This is a genomic window from Bradyrhizobium sp. DOA9 (assembly GCF_000617845.2).
Taxonomy (GTDB): domain Bacteria; phylum Pseudomonadota; class Alphaproteobacteria; order Rhizobiales; family Xanthobacteraceae; genus Bradyrhizobium.
Genome location: NZ_DF820425.1, coordinates 5902473 through 5924051, shown reverse-complemented (window position 1 = coordinate 5924051; position 21579 = coordinate 5902473). Strand labels below are relative to the sequence as shown.

The following is a 21579-nucleotide window of genomic DNA, read 5'->3' as shown; positions in this document are numbered from 1 at the left end:
CGTCGGCCTTTTCTTTGCCGCGTCGCTGCGTTACTTGATCAGCACTATAGTTGCGCGATCCGGGAGGCACCCTTATGGCCATGACGATGAACGGCGAAGTCCAGCTTGCGGCGCCGCGCGAGGCCGTATGGGCCAAGCTCAACGATCCCGAGGTGCTGAAGGCCTGCATCCCCGGCTGCGAGGAGCTGGAGAAGACCGACGACGGCGGCTTCCGCGCGACGGCGAAAATGAAAGTCGGCCCGGTGTCGGCGCGCTTCAAGGGCAAGGTCACGCTGTCCGATCTCGACCCGCCGAACGGCTACAAGATTTCCGGTGAGGGCGAGGGCGGGGTGGCCGGATTCGCCAAGGGCGGCGCGGCGGTCAGGCTCGCGGAGAAGGACGGCGGCACGCTGCTCTCCTACGACGTCGAGGCGCAGATCGGCGGCAAGTTGGCGCAGCTCGGCCAGCGCCTCATCAACGGCGCCGCCAAGAAGCTGGCCGATGAGTTTTTCTCGAACTTCGCCAAAGCCGTACAGAGCTGAAGGTCCAAGTACCTTCAGCATAGCGCCTTCGGCATGGCTCCTTGCGCCCCGGGCGATGTTGCCCCGGGGCATAATGGCCCATATGATGGGTTGGAATAACTATAAGAACCGCTTCGACGGGACCCGTCGGGGCGCTGACAGAGAGTGCTTATGGCAAAAATCTCCCTCATCGTGAACGGCAATCCAGTGACGGCCAACGTCGATCCCCGCACGCTTCTGGTGCAATTCCTGCGCGAGAATCTGCGGCTGACGGGCACCCATGTCGGCTGCGACACCTCGCAGTGCGGCGCCTGCGTCGTGCATCTCGACGGCAAGGCCGTGAAGTCCTGCACCACGCTTGCGGTGATGGCCGACGGCCACGAGGTGAAGACGATCGAGGGGCTGGCTGCCGACGGCGCGCCGCTGCATCCGATGCAGGAGGCCTTCCGCGAGCACCACGGCCTGCAGTGCGGCTTCTGCACGCCCGGCATGATCATGACCGCGATCGACATCGTGCACCGCAAGGGCCACGAGCTCGACGACCACACTATTCGCGAGGAGCTCGAAGGCAATCTCTGCCGCTGCACGGGCTACCAGAACATCGTCGCCTCGATCTCCGCCGGCGCCAAGGCGATGGCGAAATCCGATCTCGCGTAACGCGCATCCCGCGATCAGGACATACAGATGTACGAATTCAAATATCATCGCCCTGGGACCGTTCGCCAGGCGGCCAACCTCCTGGTGAAGAACGAGGACGCCAAGGTGATCGCCGGCGGCCACACGCTGATTCCGGTCATGAAGCAGCGCCTGGCGAGCCCGCCGCATCTGGTCGACCTCTCCCATATCGAGGGGCTCAACGCGATCGAGATGAAGGGCCGCTCGCTGGTGATCGGCGCCACCGCCAAGCACGCCGAGGTGGCGAACTCCGCCATCGTCGGCGAGGCGATCCCGGCGCTGGCGAATCTGGCCGGCGGAATCGGCGATCCCGCCGTGCGCCACAAGGGCACGATCGGCGGCTCGCTCGCCAACAACGATCCCACCGCCGACTATCCCGCCGCGGTGCTCGCGCTCGGCGCCACCATCGTCACCAACAAGCGCCGGCTCAAGGCGGAAGAGTTCTTTCAGGGCCTGTTCACGACCGCGCTCGAAGCGGATGAGATCATCACCAAGGTGATGTTCCCGCTGCCGAAGAAGGCCGCCTACATCAAGTTCCGTAACCAGGCCTCGCGCTATGCGCTGGTCGGCGTGTTCGTGGCGCGGCGTCCGTCGGATGTGCGCGTTGCCGTCACCGGTGCCGGCTCCGAAGGCGTGTTCCGCGTCACCGCGTTCGAGGAAGCGCTGAAGAAGCGCTTCGCCGCGAAGGCGCTGGAGGGCATCGCGGTACCGGCGGAAGGCCTCAACAGCGACATCCACGGCAGCGCCGAATACCGCGCGCATCTCATCGGCGTGCTGGCGCGGCGCGCCGTCGACGCCGCCAATGCCAAGGAATGAGCTGAGCTCATTCCTCGGTCCACACCTGTCCCCGGCGAGGGCGTAGCGAGACTGGCTTTTCATGACTTCAGCGGCCAATCCTTCCGGTGCCAATACTTCAGTTGTATTGCCGGCATCGGTCGACGCGATGCTCGAACTCCTGACCTCGCGCGGCTATCTGGCCGAGCGCTCGCTGGCGACTGTGACCTTTCTGTCGCTGCGCATGGGCCGGCCGCTGTTCCTGGAAGGGGAGGCTGGCGTCGGCAAGACCGAGATTGCCAAAGTGCTCTCGGCAGCGCTGGGGCGGAAGCTGATCCGCCTGCAATGCTATGAAGGCCTCGACGTCTCCTCCGCGGTCTACGAGTGGAACAGCGCGGCGCAGATGATCGCGATCCGGATGGCGGAAGCCGCCGGCGACACTGACCGCGACCAATTGTCGAGCGACATCTTCGCCGACCGCTACATGATCAAGCGGCCGCTGCTCCAGGCGCTGGAGCCTGATGTCGCGGGACCGCCGGTGCTGCTGATCGACGAGCTCGACCGCGCCGACGAGGCGTTCGAGGCGTACCTGCTCGAGATCCTCAGTGACTTCCAGGTGACCATTCCCGAATTCGGCACCGTGAGGGCGCCGCACCCGCCGATCGTCATCATCACCTCCAACCGCACCCGCGAGATCCACGACGCGCTGAAGCGGCGCTGCCTTTATCATTGGGTCGATTATCCCGCCGCCGAGCGCGAGCTTGCGATCGTCAAGACGCGCGTGCCCGGCATCTCCGCCAAGCTATCGCAGCAGGTCGTGCGTTTCGTGCAGGCGCTGCGCAACCAGGACTTCTACAAGTCGCCGGGCGTCGCCGAGACCATCGACTGGGCCACCGCGCTGTCCGAGCTCGATGCCCGCTCGCTGACCCCGCAAGTGGTCGGCGATACGCTGGGCGCGCTGCTCAAGTACCAGGACGACATCACCCGCATGCAGGGCGACACCCTGCAGAAGGTGCTGAAGGACGCGACGAGCGAGAATTGATCCACCCGTCATTCCGGGGCGCGCGTAGCGCGAGCCCGGAATCCATCGGGCCGCAGCGTTGGTGGATGAATGGATTCCGGGCTCGCGCCAAGAGGCGCGCCCCGGAATGACGGAGCGAGGATAGACCCATGGCCATCAACCACCTTGCCCCGGAGCAAACCGAGCAATTCGCCGACAACATCGTCGGCTTCGCCCGCGCATTGCGCTCCGCCGGCATGCCGGTCGGGCCGGGCGCCGTCATCGATGCCATGAGCGCCCTGCAGGTGATCGACATCGGCAACCGATCCGACGTCTTCACCACGCTGGAGGCGATCTTTGTCAAGCGCCACGAGCATGCGCTGATCTTCAAGCAAGCCTTCAACCTGTTCTTCCGCGCCTCGGAAGAATGGAAGCACATGCTGGATTCGGTACCGCTGCCGGATGAGGCCAAGAAGAAGCCGCAGGCCGGCGCCCGCCGCGTTCAGGAGGCGATGTCGCAGCCGCGCATGACCGAGACGCAGCAGCACCAGGAGCAGGACCTGCGCCTGTCGGTCTCCGACAAGGAGATCCTGCAGAAGAAGGATTTTGCGCAGATGAGCGCGGCGGAGATCGCCGAGGCGCTCCGCGCCATCGAGCGGATGCATCTGCCGCAGGCCGAGCTCTTGACGCGCCGGCGCCGCCCCGACGCCCGCGGCCTGCGCCTCGACCTCCGCCGCACGCTGCGCGCATCGCTGCGCACCGGCGGCGACATCATCGACATCCATCGCCTCGGGCGGATCGAAAAGCCGGCGCCGATCGTGGCGCTGCTCGACATCTCCGGCTCGATGAGCGAATACACCCGCCTGTTCCTGCATTTTCTGCATGCCATCACGGATGCGCGAAAGCGCGTCTCGGTGTTCCTGTTCGGCACGCGCCTCACCAATGTCAGCCGCGCGCTGCGCCAGCGCGACCCGGACGAGGCGCTGGCGAGCTGCTCGGCCTCGGTCGAGGACTGGGCCGGCGGCACCCGCATCTCGGCCTCGCTGCACAACTTCAACAAATTGTGGGCGCGGCGGGTGCTGAGCCAGGGCGCCATCGTGCTCCTGATCTCGGACGGACTGGAACGGGAGGCCGACTCCAAGCTCGCCTTCGAGATGGACCGGCTGCACCGGTCCTGCCGGCGGCTGATCTGGCTCAACCCGCTGCTGCGGTTTGGCGGTTTCGAGGCCAAGGCGCAGGGCATCAAAATGATGCTTCCCCACGTTGACGAATTCCGGCCCGTGCATAATTTGAGTTCGATCCAGGAGCTGATCACGACGCTCTCCCAGCCGCTGCCGCCGCATCACCGCAGCCTGATCCGCTCCGCAGCTTGAGAGGTAGGCCATGCTCGATCGCGACGAGGATATCCTGAAGGCGGCGGAGGACTGGCAGAAGGCCGGTCGCGGCGTTGCGCTGGCAACGGTCGTTGAGACCTGGGGCTCGGCCCCGCGCCCGGCGGGCTCCAGCCTCGTCATCAACGACGAAGGCACCTTCCTGGGGTCCGTCTCCGGCGGCTGCGTCGAGGGCGCCGTGGTCACCGAGGCCATGGACGTGATCCAGAGCGGCAAGCCGAAGATGCTGGAGTTCGGCGTCGCCGACGAGACCGCTTGGAACGTCGGGCTGTCCTGCGGCGGCACCATCCGCGTTTTCGTCGAGAAGGTCGGCTAGCCGTGAAGCTCGATATCCTGCACGAACTCAATGCCGAACGCGCCGCGCGCCGGCCGGTCATTCTGGTGACGGACACCGAGAGCGGCGAGCAGCGCCTGGTGAAGGCGAAGGATTTCGCCAGGGATCCGCTGCGCGCCGAGCTGGACAAGCAGCTTCGCATGGGCAAGAGCGCCAGTGTCGAGGCCGGCGGCAAAAAGCTGTTCCTCAACGTCTACGCGCCGACGGCAAAGCTCGTCATCATCGGCGCGGTCCATATCAGCCAGGCCTTGGCGCCGCTGGCGCGCTCGCTCGGCTACGACGTCACCGTGGTCGATCCCCGCACGGCCTTTGCCAGCCCGGAGCGCTTTCCCGACATTCCGCTGATCGCCGAATGGCCCGACACCGCGCTGCCGCCGCTCAACGTCGATGCCTATACGGCGTTCGTCGCGGTGACGCACGATCCCAAGATCGACGACCCCGCGCTGCTGCATGCCTTCGAGCGCAACTGCTTCTACATCGGCGCGCTCGGCTCGCGAAAGACGCATGCCAAGCGTGGCGACCGGCTGCGGGCGCAGGGCGCCAAGGAAAGCGACATCGCGCGCATCCACGCGCCCATTGGGCTGGCGATCGGCGCGGTCTCGCCGTCCGAGATCGCCGTGGCAATCATGGCCGAGATCACGGCCGTGCTTCGGCTGCCGCCCAAAGAAAGAGAAGAAGCGGCATGAAGTTCGGCCCGGCGAGCCCGAGGGATGCGATCGGCGGGGTGACCGTGCACACCCTGCGCCAGGGCTCGCTGGTGCTGAAGAAGGGCACGACGATCGGACCTGCCGAGGTCGAGCAGCTCGAGCGCGCCGGCATCAAGGACATCGTCGTGGTGCGCATGGAGGCGGGCGACGTCTCCGAGGACGTTGCGGCCGCCAGCATCGCGCTTGCCGTCGGCGGCGAGGGCATCCATGTCGAGCGCGCTTTCACCGGCCGCGCCAATCTGTTCGCCGCGCGCGCCGGCGTGCTGGTGATCGACCGCGCCGCGGTCGACCGCATCAACAACATCGACGAAGCCATCACCTTTGCGACGCTCACCGCCTACAAGCCGGTGGTCGAGGGCGAGATGGTCGGCACCGTCAAGATCATCCCGTTCGGCGTCGAGGCGAGCTTGCGCGATGCCGCGGTGAAGGCGGCGGGCAAGGACGTGTTGAAGGTCGCCCCTTACGTGATCAAGCAGGTCGGCGTTGTCTCGACGCTGCTGCCGGGCCTGTCTTCGAAGGTGATCGACAAGACCTTGCGCGTCACCGCCGAACGGCTGGCGCCGGCCGGCGCCGGCATCATCGCCGAGCGGCGGGTCCCGCATGAGGAGCAGGCGCTGTCGGCCGCGATCAAGGAATTGCTTGGCCTCGGCGCCGAGCTCGTGATCGTGTTCGGCGCTTCGGCGATTGCCGACCGCCGCGACGTCATTCCGGCAGCGGTGACCGGAATCGGCGGCGAGATCGAGCATTTCGGCATGCCGGTCGATCCCGGCAATCTCCTGCTGATCGCCCGCGCCGGCGACGTGCCGGTGCTGGGCGCGCCGGGCTGCGCGCGCTCGCCGGTCGAGAACGGGTTTGACTGGGTCTTGATGCGGCTTCTCGCCGGCATCGAGGTGACGCGGTCCGAGCTGATGGGCATGGGCGTCGGCGGCCTCTTGATGGAGATCGTGACGCGACCGCAGCCGCGCGCCAAGCCGGAGACCGAAGGCAACAGCCAGGTCGCCGCCATCGTGCTCGCGGCGGGCCGCTCGACCCGGATGGGCGGGCCGAACAAGCTGCTCGCCGAGCTCGACGGCAAGAAGCTGGTGCGCCTCGCGACCGAGCAGGCGCTGGCCTCCAGGGCATCCGAGGTGATCGTCGTCACCGGCCATCAGGCCGAGCTGGTCGAGCAGGCGCTGCAAGGCCTGAAGGTGACATTCGTCCGCAATCCGGACTTCGCCGGCGGCATCGCAAGTTCCGTCAAGGCCGGTATCGCCGCCGTGCCCGAGACCTGCGACGGCGCCGTCGTGTGTCTCGGCGACATGCCGCTGATCGACTCAGGCCTGATCGACCGGCTCATCGACAGTTTCGCGCCCGACCGCGGCAATCTCATCGTCGTGCCCGTCAGCGAGGGCCGCCGCGGCAACCCCGTGCTGTGGTCGCGCCGCTTCTTCAAGGAGCTGATGACGCTCGACGGCGACATCGGCGCGCGGCATCTGATTGCCAAGCACACCGAGGCCGTCGCCGAAGTGCCGGTGGATGGCGAGAGCGCCTTCCTCGACATCGATACGCCGCAGGCATTGGAAGCGGCGCGGCGGGGGTGACAGCGTCGTAGTGCGTAGGGTGGGTTAGTACTACTGAGTCATTCGGTCGCGCCCGCTGGGGCGGAGAATCAAATATTTGAAGAGATTCACAGTTTGGCACGTGGAGGGCCAGATGGATCTCAATCAGGGTGAAGGCAGCGAGGCACGGTTTGCGGCGTATGTAGCGGGGCTCGGAAGCGTGATCGGTCAGGCGGTGCGGATGAGGCCACTGCGCGACTATTGCACCGGTCTGATGTTGCCGGGTGAACGCAAGAGCGTCGAGCCGATGGCGGCGCGGACGGCTCCGGCGCGAACGGCAGCACAGCACCAGTCGCTTTTGCATTTTGTCGCCAACGCGGACTGGTCTGACGAGGAGGTGCTGGCCAAGGTCCGCGAGATAGTGCTGCCGGCGATCGAGAAGAATGGACCGATCGAGGTGTGGATCATCGACGACACGTCGTTCCCCAAGCAAGGCAAGCACTCGGTCGGTGTGCACCACCAATATTGCGGGCAACTCGGCAAGCAGGCCAATTGCCAGGTCGCAGTGTCGCTGTCGATCGCCAATCACTCTGCCAGCCTGCCGGTCGCCTACCGGCTGTATCTGCCACAGGAGTGGAGCAAGGACCGTGTCCGACGGAAGAAGGTGGGCGTTCCGAAGGAGATCAAGTTCAAGACCAAGTCGGAGATCGCGCTGGAGCAGATACGATGGGCCTGCGAGGCCGGTCTGCCGCGCGGCGCCGCGTTGCTGGATGCGGCCTATGGCAGAGACTCTCAGCTGCGTGCTGGCATGACGGAGTTGGGCGTGCCTTACGTGGCCGGCATCGTGCCGACCATCTTGATGTGGGCTCCAGGCCACGGCCCACGGCGGATGGACAAGCCGATGAACAACACGGGCCGACGCGACGAGCCCGATCTGATCTCGGCCAAGAAAGTGGCGCTCGCTCTACCGAAGCAGGCTTGGCGCACGGTGACGTGGCGCGAAGGCTCGGCTGAAAAGCTGTCCTCGCGCTTCGCGCGCGTGCGCGTCCGCGTCGGGTACAACAAGCTGATCCCCAAGACATCGTCGCCCGAGTGGTTGTTGATCGAATGGCCGGAGGGTGAAGCCGAGCCGACCAAATACTGGCTCTCCACGCTGCCGGAGAACGTCCGCTTCCAGCAACTCGTCGATTTGGCCAAGCTGCGCTGGCGTATCGAGCGCGACTATCAGGAACTCAAGCAGGAGGTCGGGCTCGGGCACTACGAAGGACGCGGCTGGCGCGGCTTCCATCACCATGCAACGCTGTGCATCGCGGCCTACGGCTTCCTGATCGCCGAGCAGGCGACGATTTCCCCCTCAGGAGCACGTTCCGCCACGCCGTTCCAGGCACCTCGCTTACCCGATAATTATCGACCCAGAGGCTCCGCCCGCGCGGCCTGAGCGCCACGTCCCGAACTCGATTGCGACCATGCACGCCCGCTTGATCCGCGCGCTGATCAAAACCCTGCCGCGATGTCCATGCTGCGGCGCCGCCGCAGCATCGAATGGACGTCGACGCCCATGACGCAGTAAGATTAGCCCTGCGGACGCGCGAAGCGCAGTCCGAGGGCGTAACCCACCATGTCGCCGCGGAAAAGCTAACCCACCCTACGACGCCGCGTTCGATTTCAACCCCCCGTTCACCATCTGGAAACGACCGCCGCTTAGAGTTGCCGCCACCTGCCTTGGGGGTGAGGGGTTTTTCCATGGCTTCGAACGTCGTCGCGCGCCGTTGCGCGATGTTTTTCTTTGCGCTGTCCGTTTGCGTCGCCGGCGCTCGCCACATCACGGATGCGCATGCGGCCGGCGCGTTTGCGGTCGGCAAATGCGGCGCCTATGGCCAAGCCTTCGACTATGGCCACGAGCACGAGGCGCGTGCCGCCGCCCAGAAGCAGTGCATGGGTGATTGCACGACCGTGACGATGAAGCGCGCCTGTGCTGCGATGTCGGTCGATCTCGCCAATCCGTGCGGCGCCTATGGCTACGCCGTCAAACCGAAGATCTCGGCCTCGCTCAATGCCGCTACGCGCGAGTGCTATAAATATGGCGGCAAGGAATGCGTGATCCGCGCCTGGGCCTGCGACGCCAAGGGCTGAATTTCTCTTGCTGTCGCGATCGGGCGTTGCGTAGCATCGCCTCGGGAATGACAGTGGAAGGCTTCCATGCAGTTCGACACCAAGATCGCGGTCGTGATCCGTACCGATCTCCAAGCCTGGCAGAAGCTCAACGTCGCCTCCTTCCTCACCAGCGGCATTGCCGCGGCCTTTCCGGAATGCATCGGCGAAGCCTATGAGGACGCCTCGGGCACGAAATATCATGCGCTGATCGGCCAGCCGATCCTGATCTACGGCGCCGATGGTCCTGCATTGTCGCGCGCGCTGGACCGCGCGCTCACCCGCAACGTCAAGGCGGCGGTCTACACCGAGGACATGTTCAAGACCACGCACGATGCCGCCAATCGCGAGGCGGTGAGGGCGGTTGCGCGTAGCGATCTCAATCTCGTCGGCATTGCGATGCGCGCCGAGCGGAAGGTGATCGACAAGATCGTCGACGGCCTGAAGTTCCATAGCTGACGCCACGCTGCGCTTCGCGCCGGTCGTCATCGCATTGTCATGACGAGGTGCCCAGCTTGCGCAAACTTTGTGCTGTTTGATGCCCATCAAAGGCGAGCTGCGCCGCATCGCTAGTCTGCCCCGCATATGCAAGGGAGCAGACCGATGCCGACCATGAAAGCCGCAATCGTCAAGCAATTCGGCAAGCCGCTGGTGATCGAGGATGTGCCGGTGCCGCAGCCCGGTCCGGGCGAGGTTCTGGTCAAGGTCAAGGCCTGCGGCGTCTGTCACACCGATCTGCATGCCGCCTCCGGCGACTGGCCGGTGAAGCCGGTGCCGCCATTCATCCCCGGCCATGAAGCCGCCGGCATCGTCGCCGCGCTCGGGCCCGGCGTGAAGAATCTGAAAGTCGGCGATGCCGTCGGCGTCGCCTGGCTGCACGACGCCTGCATGTCGTGCGAATATTGCGAGACCGGCTGGGAGACGCTGTGCGAGCACCAGCACAACACCGGCTACAGCGTGAACGGCGGCTTCGCCGAATATGTCATCGCCTCGGCCGCCTTCGCCGCCAAGCTGCCGGCGACGATCGATTTCGCGGCCATCGCGCCGATCCTCTGCGCCGGGGTCACCACCTACAAGGGATTGAAGGAAACCGAGGCAAGGCCCGGCGAGTGGGTCGTGATCTCCGGAATCGGCGGGCTCGGCCATGTCGCGATCCAATACGCCAAGGCGATGGGGCTGAAGGTTGCAGGCATCGACATCGCCGAAGACAAGCTCGCGCTCGCGCGCGAGACCGGCGCCGATCTCGCCGTGAACGCGCTTGCGGCCGGTGCGGCGGACAAGGTGCTGGCGGCGACCGGAGGCGGCGCCCATGGCGTGCTGGTGACCGCGGTCTCGACGCCGGCCTTCGCCCAGGCGCTCAAGATGGTCCGCCGCAAGGGCACCGTCAGCCTGGTCGGCCTGCCGCCGGGCGAATTCCCGACGCCGATCTTCGACGTCGTGCTCAAGCGGATCACCATGCGCGGCTCCATCGTCGGCACCCGCCGCGACCTCGACGAAGCCATCGCGTTTGCCGCCGACGGCAAGGTCAAGGCCGAGGTGACGAAAGTGCCGCTCGCAGCGATCAACGACGTCTTCGACCGCATGAAGGCCGGCAAGATCGACGGCCGCATGGTGCTGGATTTTGGCTAGCGCCGGTACCTTACGCCGGCGGCATGCCTTCGAACTTCGGCAAGTCCGGGTCGAGATGATCCCAGTTGTGCCCGCGCGCTCCGTAGGTCACCGCCTGCGGCCTGTAGCGGGCGGGCTCGTCGAGGCTCGCGGCGCGGATGGTGAAGATGTCCGGCATCGCGGCGAAGGTCAGGTACACAGGCACGCCGCACTGCGGACAGAAGCCGCGCGTCTTCACGTTGCCGCTGTTGCCGACCATGTCCCAGAGCTTCGCCTCGCCGCTCAGCGTGACGCCGGCGCGTGCGAAGGTCGCATACGAGCCGTGGCCGCTGCCGCTTTCCCGCTGGCAGTCCCGGCACTGGCAATGATTGCTGAAGAGGGGCTCCCCTTCGATCGAATAGCGGATCGCGCCGCAGGCGCAGCCGCCGGCATAGGGCTTTGTCATCGAAACATCTCCTCAACCTTCGCCACTGATCTCATCGAGCTGGCGGACGACCTTCTTCCAGCCGCCGCTCATCACCGTGTAGGCCGACTCGTTCCTGGGCAGGACGAAGCCTGCATGGACGAGCCGGATCCGCGTGCCGGCCTCGACCGGGGTGAGAGACCAGGTCACGACGGTGTCGAGCGGGGCGCCATAGCCGGTGTTGCGCTCGTCGCCGCCCTTCCAGGCGTAGACGAGGCGCCTGAATGCCACGACCTCAAGAACCCGGCAATGGATCACGCCGTCCCAGTGGCCGCCCGGTTTGGTCTGGAAGGTGAAGGCCTTGCCTTCGACGGCCTCAAACCCGGTCGGCTGCATCAGCCAGCGCCCGATCAGCTGCGCGCTGGTCAGCGCCTTCCAGATCGTCTCGGCGGTATGAGGGAAGACCTCGTCGATGACGATGTCTTTTGTGTCGGCGTTCAACGCGGCAGCACTCACGGGTCGATCTCCTTCAAGAGGTCACGCAGGTTCTCAAAACGCTCGCGCCAGAAGACGCCGTAATGGTCCATCCAGGTGACCAGCGGCTCGAGTCCCTGCGGCGCGGCGTGGTAATAGACGTTGCGGCCCTCGGCGCGCTCGGCGACGAGGCCTGCCTGCTTCAGCGACTTCAGGTGCTGCGAGACGGCGCCTTGCGTGACGCCGCTGCCGCGCGTCAGCTCGGCGACGCTGATCTCCTTGCTCTCGAACACGCGCTCGAACACGGCGCGGCGGGTCGGATCGGCGAGGGCGCGCATCACGGTGGTGACGGGGTTGGGAGCGGGTTCGATCATGGATTCAAATTAGTGTGCGCTAATACATTAGTCAATACTAATTCGTTTGCGGCGCGCGCCTCCTTGGAAGCTCTTGACTATGACTGACTGGTCAGTCATATATATCGAATGACGAAGAAGCCGACCAAAGCCGCCTCCCCCTCTGCCGCTCCCACCGGCGCGAGCGACCCTGCGGCTGCTGGCCCCGATGCAGCGCCTGCCTCGAACCGCGCCGCGCGCGCGGCGGAGCGGCGTGCGGCGATCGTGGAGGCAGCGATGGAAGAGTTCATCGCGCGCGGCTTTGCCGCCACCAGGCTCGACGACATCGCCAAGCGCGCCGGCGTCGCCAAGGGCACGATCTACCTGCACTTCAAGGACAAGGAATCGATGTTCGAGGAGCTGGTGCGCATCGTCATCGTTCCCGTGGTCGCGCGTCTCGCTACGCTGCCGCCGCCGGCGGGCTCGGTGCGCGACCTCATCGAGACGTTCGCCGGCAACTTCCTGAAGGAGGTGATCGGCACGAGGCGCGGCGATCTGGTGCGCCTGATCGTGGCGGAGGGGCCGCGCTTTCCGTCCGTCGCCGACTTCTACTACCGCGAGGTGGTCTCGCGCGGGATCGCGGCCATGCGCGCGCTGATCGAGCTCGGCATCGCCCGCGGCGAGATCCGGCAGAAGGACCTCGCGCGCTATCCGCAGATCCTGGTCGCGCCGGCGATGATCGCCGTGATCTGGCAGAGCCTGTTTGCGCGGCATGCGCCGCTCGATGCGCAGGAGATGCTGCGCGTTCATCTCGATTTGATTTTTGGCGAACGGAGGACGACATGAGGTCGTCGCAAGCAATTTCTGTCCTGGCATTGCTCGCTGTGCTCGCAACCGGGCTTGCCGGGTGCAAGGAGAAGCGCGATCCCGGCTTCCAGGGCTGGGTCGAGGCCGACATGATCTTCGTCAGCCCGGACGAAGCCGGGCGGGTCACCAAGCTCAACGTCCGTGAAGGCGACGAGGTCAAGGTCGGCGATCCCCTCTATTCCGTCGATGACGATCTCCAGCTTGCCGACCTCAACCAGCAGAAGGCGACGCTCGCGAACGCGCAGCAGACCTACGACCGTGCGGCTTCGCTGAACAAGACCGGTTCGGGCACGCAGGCCAATCTCGATGCCGCCGTGTCCGCCTTGCGCGTCGCCGAGGCGCGGGTGGCGACCTCGGAGACGCGGATGGCACGGCGCAAGGGCTTTGCGCCGGTCGCCGGCACCATCCAGCAGATTTATTTCCGCGAGGGCGAGATGGTGGCGGCGCAGCGGCCGGTGCTCTCGATCATGCCCCCCGGCAACATGAAGCTGCGCTTCTTCGTGCCGGAGACCGAATTGCCGAAGCTCGCGATCGGCGACACGGTGCGTGTCTCCTGTGACAATTGCGCGGCCGATCTCACCGCGAAGATCTATTTCATCGCCACCTCGGCCGAATACACGCCGCCGGTCATCTACAGCCTCGATGAACGCAACAAGCTGGTCTATCTGATCCAGGCGCGACCCTCGCGGCCCGATGCCTTGCGCGTCGGACAGCCGATCGACGTCTACCTCCATCCGAAGACACCGGTGGCGGACAAGCGATGAACGGCGGCAACGGCATCGCGATCGACGTCAAGGGCCTGACGAAGTCGTTCGGCGGGCGCGAGGTCGTGCACGATCTGTCGATGCAGGTGAAGCGCGGCTCGATCTACGGCTTCCTCGGGCCCAACGGCTCGGGCAAGACCACCACCATCCGCATCCTCTGCGGCCTGCTCACGCCCGATAGCGGCGAGGGCACCTGCCTCGGCTACGACATCCGCCGCGATGCCGAGAAGATCAAGCGTCAGGTCGGCTACATGACCCAGCGCTTCAGCCTGTACCAGGATCTCTCCGTGCGCGAGAACCTCGAATTCGTGGCGCGGCTCTATGGCCTGCCTGATGCGCGCGGTGCCGCGCGCGACATGATCAAGCGGCTCGGGCTCTCGGGGCGCGAGGAGCAGCTCGCCGGCGAGCTCTCCGGCGGCTGGAAGCAGCGGCTGGCGCTCGGGGCCTGCACGCTGCCCAATCCACAATTGTTGCTGCTGGACGAGCCGACCGCCGGCGTCGACCCCAAGGCGCGGCGCGATTTCTGGAACGAGATCCATGCGCTCGCCGCCGAGGGCCTCACGGTGCTGGTCTCGACCCATTACATGGACGAGGCCGAGCGCTGCCACGAGATCGCCTACATCGCCTACGGCTACCTGCTGGCGCACGGCACGGTGGAGGAGGTGATCGCGAAATCCGCGCTGACGACCTACACCGTCACGGGCGAAGACCTGAACGAGCTCGGCGCCGCGCTCACGGGCAAGCCCGGCATCGACATGGTCGCACCATTCGGCACCTCGCTGCATGTTTCCGGCCGCGACGTGCCGGCGCTCGAAGCCAGCATCGCGCCCTGGCGCGAGAGGAGCGGGCTGCACTGGCAGAAGTCGTCGCCGTCGCTGGAGGACGTGTTCATCGAGCTGATGGGCCGCTCCAAGGACAATTTCCAATGAGCGCAGTCGACCATCCCGCACCACGGCGCGACATCCGCGAGCGCTTCGGTTTCCTGCGGCGTTCCTACGCCATGCTGGTCAAGGAATTCATCCAGCTGAGGCGCGACCGTGTTTCGTTTGCGATGATCGTGATGCTGCCCGTGATGCAGCTGATGCTGTTCGGCTATGCCATCAACACCACGCCGCACCATCTGCCGAGCGCGGTGCTGCTCCAGGAGGAGTCCGATCTCGCCCGCTCGGTGCTGAAGGCGCTGGAGAACACCAAATATTTCCGCTTCCTCTACGAGGTTCACGACGTCGACGATTTCGACAACCTCCTGAAGTCAGGCAAGGTGCTGTTCGGCGTCGAGATCCCGCGCGGCTTCGAGCGGGCGGTGCGGCGCGGCGACAGGCCGGCGCTGCTGGTTGCGGCCGATGCCACCGATCCCGTCGCCGCAAGCGCGGCGCTCGGCTCGCTCGGCATGGTGGTCCAGACCGCGCTCGCGCACGATCTCTATATCGGCGAGCGCCCGGAGATGCCGTTCGAGATCCGCGCCCATGCCCGCTACAATCCGGCCGCGAATTCCAGCCTCAACATCGTGCCGGGCCTCGTCGGCACCATCCTCACCATGACCATGCTGATCTTCACCGCGCTCTCGGTCACGCGCGAGGTCGAGCGCGGCACCATGGAGAGCCTGTTGTCGATGCCGATCAAGCCGGTCGAGGTGATGTTCGGCAAGATCATCCCTTACGTGCTGGTCGGCTTCGTCCAGGCCTTCCTGATCATCGGCATCGGCGTTGGCCTGTTCGGCGTGCCCGTGCTCGGCAATCTCGTCCTGCTGGCGCTGCTCTCGACCCTGTTCATCACCACCAACCTGTCGATCGGCTACACCATCTCGACCCTGGTGCAGAACCAGCTCCAGGCCATGCAGATGTCGATGATGTTCTTCCTGCCGAGCATTCTGCTCTCCGGCTTCATGTTCCCGTTCGCAGGCATGCCGGCCTGGGCGCAATATCTCGGCGAATGCCTGCCGCTGACTCACTATTTGCGGATCGTCCGCGCCATCATGCTGAAGGGCGCGACCATGGAGAATTTGCGCTTCGATACGCTGGCGCTGGCGGGCCTGATGCTGGTTGCCATGACCATCGCCGTGACGCGCTTCCGCCGCACGCTGGATTGAGGCACAATACCCCGGAATCGAGGGGCGGAATGGCCAAGTTTGCGAGCAGGAAAGCGCGGCAGCATGCCGTCATGTCGGAGAATTTCGAGCGAGAGCTGACGCGGGAGGTGCTGCGCACCGAGCTGTTGCGGGTCCGGGCGCTGATCGCGACGGGTTGCGTCATGCTGCTGCTGCTCACCGCGATCTATCTGATCGACCCCAGCGTGGTGAACCGGGTGTGGCGCGGAACGGAGGGGATTGTCGAGGTCTACGGCCTCCTCGGCGGCTTCATCCTCTTCGAGGTCTGGGTCCACACCCAGATCAGGAAGAATCTGCGGCTCGATCGCGATCTGCCGGTGATCAGGCGCTATATCGGCACGTTGATCGAGACGTCACTGCCCACCGTGATCCTGATCCTGCAAACCCGGACCATGGGTCCAAGCCAGGCGCTCGGCTTTGCCGTGCCGCTGATGTACTTCATCTTCGTCATCCTCTCGACCTTGCGGCTCGATTTCTGGCTCTCCGCATTCACAGGCCTGGTGGCCGCGGCCGGGCTTCTGTCGGTCGCGCTGCACTACAACGCGACTGATGAAGCCGGCGATCCCCTGATCTATTTTCATGCGGTGCGCAGCGTCGTCATCCTGATCTGCGGCGTGCTGGCGGGCGCGGTCGGAGCTCAGCTGCGCCGCCAGTTCGCCGCGAGCATCGCGGCCGCGACCGCGCGCGACAGGGTGACGAACCTGTTCGGCCAGCACGTGTCCCCACAGGTGGTGGAGCGGCTGATGACGGCAGGCACCGGCGGAGGCGGGGACGTCCGCCGCGTCGCGGTGATGTTCGTTGATTTCCGCGGCTTCACCGCCGGCGCGCAATCGCGCAGCCCGCAGGAAGTGGTCGACCGGCTCGACGGCGCCTTTGCCGTGCTGGTGGATATCCTCGACAGGCACGGCGGCATCGTCAACAAGTTCCTGGGGGATGGCTTTCTCGCCCTGTTCGGCGCGCCGCTGGAGGCCTCCGACGCCGCGCAGCGTGCAGTTGCCGCAGGGCGCGAGATGCTGACCGCGATGGACCGCATCAACGCGAAGACGAGCTGGCCATTGCGGATCGGCATCGGCATCCATTTCGGCGAGGTCGTCGCCGGCAATATCGGCTCGCCCCGGCGGAAGGAATACACCGTCATTGGCGACACCGTGAACTTCGCCTCCCGGCTCGAGGCGCTGAACAAGGAGTTCGGCACGCAGCTCCTGATCTCCGCATCCGTGCGCGAGGCGCTTGGCGATGACGGCAGCGATGCCATCGCGCTCGGCGAGGTCGAGGTGCGCGGCTACGAGCAGAAAGTGCCGGTGTTTCAGCTGGGTTAGCGAATCGGCTCTGATTGCTCCGATTGCACTCAATTTTGGGGCATGACGAGCGATATTTTCGCCTTGTAGAGTGCTGCGCGATGCGGCCGGTCGTGGTCGCGATTGCATGAGGAAGTAACGATGCAGCGCCGCTACGTCACCGTCGACGTGTTCACCGACCGCGCCTTCGGCGGCAACCAGCTCGCCGTGGTGCTCGATGCCGGCGGGCTGACGACGCAGCAGATGCAGGCGATCGCCACCGAGTTCAATTATTCCGAGACCACCTTCGTGCTGCCGCCGCGCGACGAGGCCAACGACGCCGAGGTGCGGATCTTCACGCCGGTGCAGGAGATCGCCTTTGCGGGCCATCCCAATGTCGGCACCGCCTTCGTGCTGGCCGCGCTGGCGAAAGAGCCGAAGCCGCGCCTCTTGTTCGAGGAGAAGGCCGGATTGGTCCCGGTCGAGATCGTCCGAGAGCAGGGCAGAGTGACCAGAACCGAGCTCACCGCGCCGCAGCAGCTAGCGCGGCTCTCGAAGCTGCCCGCTGCGGAAGCCGCGAGCTGCATCTCGCTCGTTGCCGACGACATCAAGACCGACAATCACGAGCCTGAGGTCGTCACCGTCGGAAACGCGTTTCTGGTGCTGGAGCTGCATTCGCGCGAGGCGCTGAAGCGGGCCCGGCCCGATGCTGCGGCCTTCGGCAGGATCTTGCCGCGCGACGGTGCCCGATCGGTGTGGTTCTATACGCGCGACGTGCCCCCGGCGGAGGCGCCTTGCGAGCGGCAGGCGCGCATGTTCATGCGCGGTGCCAGCGGTCTCGTCGAGGATCCCGCCACCGGCAGCGCCACGGTTGCCGCCGCCGCGCTGTTCGCCGACCTCGATCCCGCGCGCGACGGTGAGCTCAAGCTCACACTCGGCCAGGGCTTTGACATGGGTCGCCCCAGCATCCTCTCGACCCGGGTGCGCAAGCAGGACGGCAAGATCGTGTCCGCTCACGTCGGCGGCGCTTGCGTGCAGATGATGGAGGGAACGTTTCGGCTGGCGGGGGAGGGTTGACGCTCCCTCCGTCGTCATGCCCTGGCTTGTCCCGGGCATCCACGTCTTGACCACTGGGAAGAGCAACGTGGATGACGGGACAAGCCCGGCCATGAACGGAGAAAGTTGTTCAGGCCTGCCGCCCCGCCAAATTCTTCACCGTCACCCCGTCGCGCTCCTCGATGATCTCCGCGATCATCTGGCGGTGGCAGTGGGTGTGGTCGCGCTCGTAGCAGAGCAGGCACACCGGGCCGGCCTTTTTCACCAGCGCCGAAAGCTCGTCCATCTCTTCTTTCGCCTGCGGCGTCTTCAGGTGCTTGGAGAAGATCTTCTCCAGCACGTCGTACTGCCCGCTGCGGGCGGCGAGGCGGCCTTCCTTCGGCGTGCCGAGCGCGGCGAGATGGACGTAGCCGATGCCGCGCTCGTCGAGGCCCGCCGACAACTGCTTCTTGGAAAAGCCCGGCCGGCGCGACGACGTCACCGCGCGCACGTCGACCACGAGCTTGACCCCGGCCTGCTCCAGCTCGTCAAGCACGGCCTTGGGCGGTGTCTGCTCATAGCCGATGGTGAACAGCTTCTTCGCCTTTGCCATGTGGCCCTCAGCTCACCCGCGCGATCAGTTCCATGGCGCCGTGGGGCGCGCGCACCTTGCCCTCGTGGATGACATAGGCGAACACGTCGCGCGGCTCCTTCTTCGGCTTGGCCTTGTCGACCTTCGGCAGGTCGTCGGGTTCGCCGCCCGAAGCCCAGGCCTGGAAGCGCTCGGCCCAGGCATCGAGCTGCTTCGGCGGATAGCAGGTCTTGATCTCGTCATTGCCCTTCTGCAGACGCGCATAGACGAAATCGCTGGCGACATCGGCGATGGCCGGATATTTGCCGTGCTCGGCGAACACCACCGGCGTCTCGAACTCGCGGATCAGCGCCACGAAGTCCGGCGTGCAGAAGCTGTCGTGGCGGACCTCGACGACATGGCGCAGCGCGCGCCCCTCGAGCTTGCGCGGCAACAGCTCCAGGAACTTGCCGAAATCGGCGCCGTCGAACTTCTTGGTCGGCGCGAACTGCCACAGCACCGGCCCGAGATGGTCGCCGAGTTCCAGCACGCCGGAATCGTAGAACCGCTTGATGGAATCGCCGGCCTCCGCGAGCACACGGCGGTTGGTCGCGAAGCGCGGTCCCTTCACCGAGAACACGAAGCCCTCAGGCACCTCGCTCGCCCATTTGCGAAAGCTCTCCGGCTTCTGCGAGCCGTAATAGGTGCCGTTGATCTCGATCGAGGTCAGCTTCGAGGCGGCATAGGACAACTCCTTCGCCTGCGCCAGCTTCTCCGGATAGAACACGCCGCGCCAGGGCTCGAAGGTCCAGCCGCCGATGCCGATGAAGATGTTGCCGGATTTTTTGGACGCAGTTTTTGCTTTGGCCACGGGAGGATCTCGCATCGACGGGAGGGAGCTCATCCTAATCAAACCGGATGTGATTGGCCAGTTGGCCCGTCCTGTCTAAGCTTGCGACCGGACCCGCGAAGAAGGAGAACAAGATGCGGATGCTGCTGGTGGGAATAGCGCTCGTCATGATGACATCTGCTGCCATGACGAGTTCTGCCGTGGCGGATGACGACGACGCGAAGGGCGCGCAGAAGCTCGCCCTGCAGGGCCGCGACGATTACTGGCATTGCCTGGCGCGGGAATATTCGCGCGACTCCAATCAAGGCCTGTCGGAGCAGGATTTCGGCCGCTCGGTTGCGGGCGCGTGTCCGTCGGAGCGGCAATATTACCGGGTGGCGCTGCTCGACTATCTCACCACGCAATATCCTGGCATCGATGCCGGCGCCCATCTCGCCACCGCGAACAGGGCGGTGGAGGCGGCGCAGAAGGACATCGTGACGGCCTTCGTCAAGCAACGGCCGCCGGCGAAGTAGGGGAGCGGCGGTAGCGAGTAGGGCAGAAGCCCCGGTTGCCGCATTCGCATTCGCAATTCGCCCCGGGCTCTTCCTGCGCCGCGTTCATTCGTGATATCACTCGCCGCATCTGGAGCAGGAACTTGCATGTCGTCTGAGTCGGTGGGTGGCATTCTGGGGGCGATCGTCGCGGCGGTCGTGCTTGCGGTTGCCGTCGTGTTCGGGCCGATCGGCCAATACGGCAAGCCGCCCAAGCCGGCGAAGGTCGAGCCCGCCCCGGCGGCTGCACCCGCGGCCCCCGCCGCGCCCGCGCCGCGCGGGCCGATCATCCGGGAAGTGCCCAACCAATAGGGCGTGAGATTCGGGCTTCCGGCCCCCCTTGCGGAACGGCTTTGCCATCCCCATCTAGCTCGTAACGGCGACGTTGAGCGTAAAAATCTCCGTCGCTGGGACGACCTTGGAATAGCTTAAGGCTTGCGCCGGATGTACGCGCGGCCCGCCGTTCCGGGGTCGTTGGCATTTTAGGGCCCTTTTCGGCCATTCCCCAGAACCCCGGCTTGGCAGCGCAGGATGCGGCGGATATACGCTGCCGTCATGAACGAAGCGATCAGACCGGGCATCGACAATCAGGCTCAAGAGGGGCCGGAACTGTCGGTCATCGTCCCGACCTTCAACGAGCGCGACAACGTCACCGTGCTGTACCGGCGGCTGGAGGCGACGCTCGCCAACGTCGCCTGGGAAGTCGTGTTCGTCGACGACAATTCGCCCGACGGCACCTGGGACGTCGTGCGCGAATTGGCGCAGCGCGACAGCCGCGTGCGCTGCGTCCGCCGCATCGGCCGCCGCGGCCTGTCGGGCGCCTGCATCGAGGGCATCCTCGCTTCCAGCGCGCCCTTTGTGGCCGTGATCGATGCCGACCTCCAGCACGACGAGACGCAGCTGCCCAAGATGCTGTTGCTGCTCGCAAGCGATCAGGCCGACCTCGTTGTCGGCAGCCGCTACATCGAGGGCTACAAGAGCGAAGGCTTCAACAAGCAGCGCGCCGGCGCCAGCGCGCTCGCGACCGAGGTCGCCAGGAAGATGCTTCGGGTCGAGATTGCCGATCCCATGAGCGGCTTCTTCATGATCCGCCGCGACCGCTTCGAGCAGCTCGCACCGAAACTCTCCGTGCATGGCTTCAAGATCCTGCTCGACATCGTCGCGACGGCGCACGGCAGCTTGCGGGCGGTCGAGATTCCCTACACTTTCGGCGCCCGCCAGCACGGCGAGAGCAAGCTCGATTCCATGGTCGCGCTCGACTTCCTCGGTCTCGTCTTCGCCAAGCTGACCAACGACGTCGTCTCGCTGCGCTTCATCCTGTTCGCGATGGTCGGCGGCATCGGCCTCGTGGTGCATTTGACCACGCTGTTCATCGCGCTTCGCCTCTTCAACGCGCCGTTCGCGGAGGCGCAGGCCGCCGGCGCCATCGTCGCCATGACCAGCAATTTCATCCTGAACAACTTCCTCACCTATCGCGACCAGCGGCTGAAGGGCTTTGCGCTGCTGCGCGGCCTGATCGCCTTCTACATCGTGTGCAGCGTCGGCCTGCTCGCCAATGTCGGCGTGGCCTTCTCGGTCTACGACCAGGAGCCGATCTGGTGGCTGGCCGGCATGGCCGGTGCGCTGATGGGCGTGGTGTGGAACTATGCGATGTCCGGCCTGTTCGTCTGGCGCAAGAAATAACCCGA

The 21579-nt window shown here is 65.6% G+C and carries 26 protein-coding genes; 21 read left to right on the top strand and 5 right to left on the bottom strand.

What is annotated here, in order from left to right:
- The first annotated feature begins 74 nt into the window (after positions 1-74).
- From BDOA9_RS27945 to adhP, 12 genes are all read left to right on the top strand, one after another.
- Positions 75-521, top strand: coding sequence for an SRPBCC family protein (locus BDOA9_RS27945; protein WP_025037244.1), 447 nt, complete (start codon positions 75-77; stop codon positions 519-521).
- 150 nt (positions 522-671) lie between these two features.
- Complete coding sequence (locus BDOA9_RS27940; protein ID WP_014494194.1) at positions 672-1157, top strand: (2Fe-2S)-binding protein; 486 nt, start codon at positions 672-674, stop codon at positions 1155-1157.
- Positions 1158-1184: 27 nt separating this feature from the next.
- Positions 1185-1991: an FAD binding domain-containing protein gene (locus BDOA9_RS27935; protein ID WP_025037243.1), complete on the top strand. Its 807-nt coding sequence runs from the start codon at positions 1185-1187 to the stop codon at positions 1989-1991.
- 61 nt (positions 1992-2052) lie between these two features.
- The gene (locus BDOA9_RS27930; RefSeq protein ID WP_025037242.1) at positions 2053-2991 is read left to right on the top strand and encodes an AAA family ATPase; all 939 of its coding nucleotides are present in this window, start codon (positions 2053-2055) and stop codon (positions 2989-2991) included.
- Between the two features lie 128 nt (positions 2992-3119).
- On the top strand, positions 3120-4322 hold the full coding sequence (locus BDOA9_RS27925) for a vWA domain-containing protein (protein WP_025037241.1): 1203 nt from the start codon (positions 3120-3122) through the stop codon (positions 4320-4322).
- A 10-nt stretch (positions 4323-4332) separates the two neighbouring features.
- On the top strand, positions 4333-4656 hold the full coding sequence (locus BDOA9_RS27920) for an XdhC family protein (RefSeq protein WP_025037240.1): 324 nt from the start codon (positions 4333-4335) through the stop codon (positions 4654-4656).
- Positions 4657-4658: 2 nt separating this feature from the next.
- On the top strand, positions 4659-5360 hold the full coding sequence (locus BDOA9_RS27915) for an XdhC family protein (protein WP_025037239.1): 702 nt from the start codon (positions 4659-4661) through the stop codon (positions 5358-5360).
- Complete coding sequence (locus BDOA9_RS27910; protein ID WP_025037238.1) at positions 5357-6961, top strand: NTP transferase domain-containing protein; 1605 nt, start codon at positions 5357-5359, stop codon at positions 6959-6961. Before BDOA9_RS27915 ends, BDOA9_RS27910 begins: the two co-directional genes overlap by 4 nt.
- Positions 6962-7073: 112 nt before the next feature.
- Positions 7074-8357, top strand: coding sequence for an IS701 family transposase (locus tag BDOA9_RS27905; protein WP_025037237.1), 1284 nt, complete (start codon positions 7074-7076; stop codon positions 8355-8357).
- Between the two features lie 305 nt (positions 8358-8662).
- On the top strand, positions 8663-9052 hold the full coding sequence (locus BDOA9_RS27900) for a DUF4189 domain-containing protein (RefSeq protein ID WP_025037236.1): 390 nt from the start codon (positions 8663-8665) through the stop codon (positions 9050-9052).
- 66 nt (positions 9053-9118) lie between these two features.
- Positions 9119-9529, top strand: a complete 411-nt coding sequence (locus BDOA9_RS27895) for a DUF2000 family protein (RefSeq protein WP_025037235.1) — start codon at positions 9119-9121, stop codon at positions 9527-9529.
- 144 nt (positions 9530-9673) lie between these two features.
- Positions 9674-10699 carry an alcohol dehydrogenase AdhP gene (gene adhP / locus BDOA9_RS27890; RefSeq protein WP_025037234.1) on the top strand — a complete coding sequence of 342 codons (1026 nt, stop codon included), beginning with the start codon at positions 9674-9676 and terminating at the stop codon, positions 10697-10699.
- Positions 10700-10709: 10 nt separating this feature from the next.
- Here the strand turns inward: adhP and BDOA9_RS27885 are convergent, their stop codons facing one another.
- Genes BDOA9_RS27885 through BDOA9_RS27875 form a run of 3 tightly spaced genes read right to left on the bottom strand, consistent with a single transcriptional unit; the run spans position 10710 to position 11929 of the window.
- The gene (locus tag BDOA9_RS27885) at positions 10710-11123 is read right to left on the bottom strand and encodes a GFA family protein (protein WP_025037233.1); all 414 of its coding nucleotides are present in this window, start codon (positions 11121-11123) and stop codon (positions 10710-10712) included.
- A gap of 12 nt (positions 11124-11135) precedes the next feature.
- On the bottom strand, positions 11136-11597 hold the full coding sequence (locus BDOA9_RS27880) for an SRPBCC family protein (protein WP_025037232.1): 462 nt from the start codon (positions 11595-11597) through the stop codon (positions 11136-11138).
- Positions 11594-11929 carry an ArsR/SmtB family transcription factor gene (locus BDOA9_RS27875; protein WP_025037231.1) on the bottom strand — a complete coding sequence of 112 codons (336 nt, stop codon included), beginning with the start codon at positions 11927-11929 and terminating at the stop codon, positions 11594-11596. The genes BDOA9_RS27880 and BDOA9_RS27875 overlap by 4 nt, the downstream gene beginning before the upstream one ends.
- A 108-nt stretch (positions 11930-12037) precedes the next feature.
- On the opposite strand from BDOA9_RS27875, the gene BDOA9_RS27870 reads away from it, so the two are divergent.
- From BDOA9_RS27870 to BDOA9_RS27845, 6 genes are all read left to right on the top strand, one after another.
- On the top strand, positions 12038-12733 hold the full coding sequence (locus BDOA9_RS27870) for a TetR/AcrR family transcriptional regulator (protein ID WP_025037230.1): 696 nt from the start codon (positions 12038-12040) through the stop codon (positions 12731-12733).
- Positions 12730-13518, top strand: a complete 789-nt coding sequence (locus tag BDOA9_RS27865; protein ID WP_025037229.1) for an HlyD family secretion protein — start codon at positions 12730-12732, stop codon at positions 13516-13518. The genes BDOA9_RS27870 and BDOA9_RS27865 overlap by 4 nt, the downstream gene beginning before the upstream one ends.
- A complete protein-coding gene (locus BDOA9_RS27860; RefSeq protein ID WP_025037228.1) occupies positions 13515-14447 on the top strand; it encodes an ABC transporter ATP-binding protein in 933 nt (310 codons plus the stop codon). Before BDOA9_RS27865 ends, BDOA9_RS27860 begins: the two co-directional genes overlap by 4 nt.
- Positions 14444-15607 (top strand): ABC transporter permease, encoded by a 1164-nt coding sequence (locus BDOA9_RS27855; protein WP_025037227.1) that lies wholly within the window; start codon positions 14444-14446, stop codon positions 15605-15607. The genes BDOA9_RS27860 and BDOA9_RS27855 overlap by 4 nt, the downstream gene beginning before the upstream one ends.
- A 29-nt stretch (positions 15608-15636) precedes the next feature.
- Entirely contained in the window at positions 15637-16944 is a 1308-nt protein-coding gene (locus BDOA9_RS27850; RefSeq protein ID WP_025037226.1) for an adenylate/guanylate cyclase domain-containing protein, read from the top strand.
- A gap of 120 nt (positions 16945-17064) precedes the next feature.
- On the top strand, positions 17065-17979 hold the full coding sequence (locus BDOA9_RS27845; RefSeq protein WP_025037225.1) for a PhzF family phenazine biosynthesis protein: 915 nt from the start codon (positions 17065-17067) through the stop codon (positions 17977-17979).
- A gap of 109 nt (positions 17980-18088) precedes the next feature.
- Here the strand turns inward: BDOA9_RS27845 and BDOA9_RS27840 are convergent, their stop codons facing one another.
- Positions 18089-18550: a DUF488 domain-containing protein gene (locus tag BDOA9_RS27840; RefSeq protein WP_025037224.1), complete on the bottom strand. Its 462-nt coding sequence runs from the start codon at positions 18548-18550 to the stop codon at positions 18089-18091.
- Between the two features lie 7 nt (positions 18551-18557).
- A complete protein-coding gene (locus BDOA9_RS27835; protein WP_152033502.1) occupies positions 18558-19394 on the bottom strand; it encodes a DUF72 domain-containing protein in 837 nt (278 codons plus the stop codon).
- A 98-nt stretch (positions 19395-19492) separates the two neighbouring features.
- On the opposite strand from BDOA9_RS27835, the gene BDOA9_RS27830 reads away from it, so the two are divergent.
- The 3 genes from BDOA9_RS27830 (at position 19493) to BDOA9_RS27820 (ending at position 21574) form a co-directional block, all read left to right on the top strand.
- Positions 19493-19873 (top strand): hypothetical protein, encoded by a 381-nt coding sequence (locus tag BDOA9_RS27830; protein ID WP_025037222.1) that lies wholly within the window; start codon positions 19493-19495, stop codon positions 19871-19873.
- Positions 19874-19999: 126 nt separating this feature from the next.
- Positions 20000-20203, top strand: coding sequence for a hypothetical protein (locus tag BDOA9_RS27825; protein WP_025037221.1), 204 nt, complete (start codon positions 20000-20002; stop codon positions 20201-20203).
- A 243-nt stretch (positions 20204-20446) separates the two neighbouring features.
- The gene (locus BDOA9_RS27820) at positions 20447-21574 is read left to right on the top strand and encodes a glycosyltransferase family 2 protein (RefSeq protein WP_025037220.1); all 1128 of its coding nucleotides are present in this window, start codon (positions 20447-20449) and stop codon (positions 21572-21574) included.
- The last annotated feature ends 5 nt before the right edge of the window (positions 21575-21579 follow it).

What these genes read in the sequence shown, in the direction of transcription:
- BDOA9_RS27855 (WP_025037227.1), top strand. Translation starts at nt 14,444, where the DNA reads ATGAGCGCAGTCGACCATCCCGCACCACGGCGCGACATCCGCGAGCGC.
- BDOA9_RS27900 (WP_025037236.1), top strand. Translation starts at nt 8,663, where the DNA reads ATGGCTTCGAACGTCGTCGCGCGCCGTTGCGCGATGTTTTTCTTTGCG.
- BDOA9_RS27940 (WP_014494194.1), top strand. Translation starts at nt 672, where the DNA reads ATGGCAAAAATCTCCCTCATCGTGAACGGCAATCCAGTGACGGCCAAC.
- BDOA9_RS27875 (WP_025037231.1), bottom strand. Translation starts at nt 11,929, where the DNA reads ATGATCGAACCCGCTCCCAACCCCGTCACCACCGTGATGCGCGCCCTC.
- BDOA9_RS27935 (WP_025037243.1), top strand. Translation starts at nt 1,185, where the DNA reads ATGTACGAATTCAAATATCATCGCCCTGGGACCGTTCGCCAGGCGGCC.
- BDOA9_RS27925 (WP_025037241.1), top strand. Translation starts at nt 3,120, where the DNA reads ATGGCCATCAACCACCTTGCCCCGGAGCAAACCGAGCAATTCGCCGAC.
- BDOA9_RS27835 (WP_152033502.1), bottom strand. Translation starts at nt 19,394, where the DNA reads ATGCGAGATCCTCCCGTGGCCAAAGCAAAAACTGCGTCCAAAAAATCC.
- BDOA9_RS27945 (WP_025037244.1), top strand. Translation starts at nt 75, where the DNA reads ATGGCCATGACGATGAACGGCGAAGTCCAGCTTGCGGCGCCGCGCGAG.
- BDOA9_RS27895 (WP_025037235.1), top strand. Translation starts at nt 9,119, where the DNA reads ATGCAGTTCGACACCAAGATCGCGGTCGTGATCCGTACCGATCTCCAA.
- BDOA9_RS27865 (WP_025037229.1), top strand. Translation starts at nt 12,730, where the DNA reads ATGAGGTCGTCGCAAGCAATTTCTGTCCTGGCATTGCTCGCTGTGCTC.
- BDOA9_RS27870 (WP_025037230.1), top strand. Translation starts at nt 12,038, where the DNA reads ATGACGAAGAAGCCGACCAAAGCCGCCTCCCCCTCTGCCGCTCCCACC.
- BDOA9_RS27850 (WP_025037226.1), top strand. Translation starts at nt 15,637, where the DNA reads ATGGCCAAGTTTGCGAGCAGGAAAGCGCGGCAGCATGCCGTCATGTCG.
- BDOA9_RS27840 (WP_025037224.1), bottom strand. Translation starts at nt 18,550, where the DNA reads ATGGCAAAGGCGAAGAAGCTGTTCACCATCGGCTATGAGCAGACACCG.
- BDOA9_RS27825 (WP_025037221.1), top strand. Translation starts at nt 20,000, where the DNA reads ATGTCGTCTGAGTCGGTGGGTGGCATTCTGGGGGCGATCGTCGCGGCG.
- BDOA9_RS27930 (WP_025037242.1), top strand. Translation starts at nt 2,053, where the DNA reads ATGACTTCAGCGGCCAATCCTTCCGGTGCCAATACTTCAGTTGTATTG.
- BDOA9_RS27910 (WP_025037238.1), top strand. Translation starts at nt 5,357, where the DNA reads ATGAAGTTCGGCCCGGCGAGCCCGAGGGATGCGATCGGCGGGGTGACC.
- BDOA9_RS27820 (WP_025037220.1), top strand. Translation starts at nt 20,447, where the DNA reads ATGAACGAAGCGATCAGACCGGGCATCGACAATCAGGCTCAAGAGGGG.
- BDOA9_RS27905 (WP_025037237.1), top strand. Translation starts at nt 7,074, where the DNA reads ATGGATCTCAATCAGGGTGAAGGCAGCGAGGCACGGTTTGCGGCGTAT.
- BDOA9_RS27830 (WP_025037222.1), top strand. Translation starts at nt 19,493, where the DNA reads ATGCGGATGCTGCTGGTGGGAATAGCGCTCGTCATGATGACATCTGCT.
- BDOA9_RS27845 (WP_025037225.1), top strand. Translation starts at nt 17,065, where the DNA reads ATGCAGCGCCGCTACGTCACCGTCGACGTGTTCACCGACCGCGCCTTC.
- adhP (WP_025037234.1), top strand. Translation starts at nt 9,674, where the DNA reads ATGCCGACCATGAAAGCCGCAATCGTCAAGCAATTCGGCAAGCCGCTG.
- BDOA9_RS27920 (WP_025037240.1), top strand. Translation starts at nt 4,333, where the DNA reads ATGCTCGATCGCGACGAGGATATCCTGAAGGCGGCGGAGGACTGGCAG.
- BDOA9_RS27885 (WP_025037233.1), bottom strand. Translation starts at nt 11,123, where the DNA reads ATGACAAAGCCCTATGCCGGCGGCTGCGCCTGCGGCGCGATCCGCTAT.
- BDOA9_RS27860 (WP_025037228.1), top strand. Translation starts at nt 13,515, where the DNA reads ATGAACGGCGGCAACGGCATCGCGATCGACGTCAAGGGCCTGACGAAG.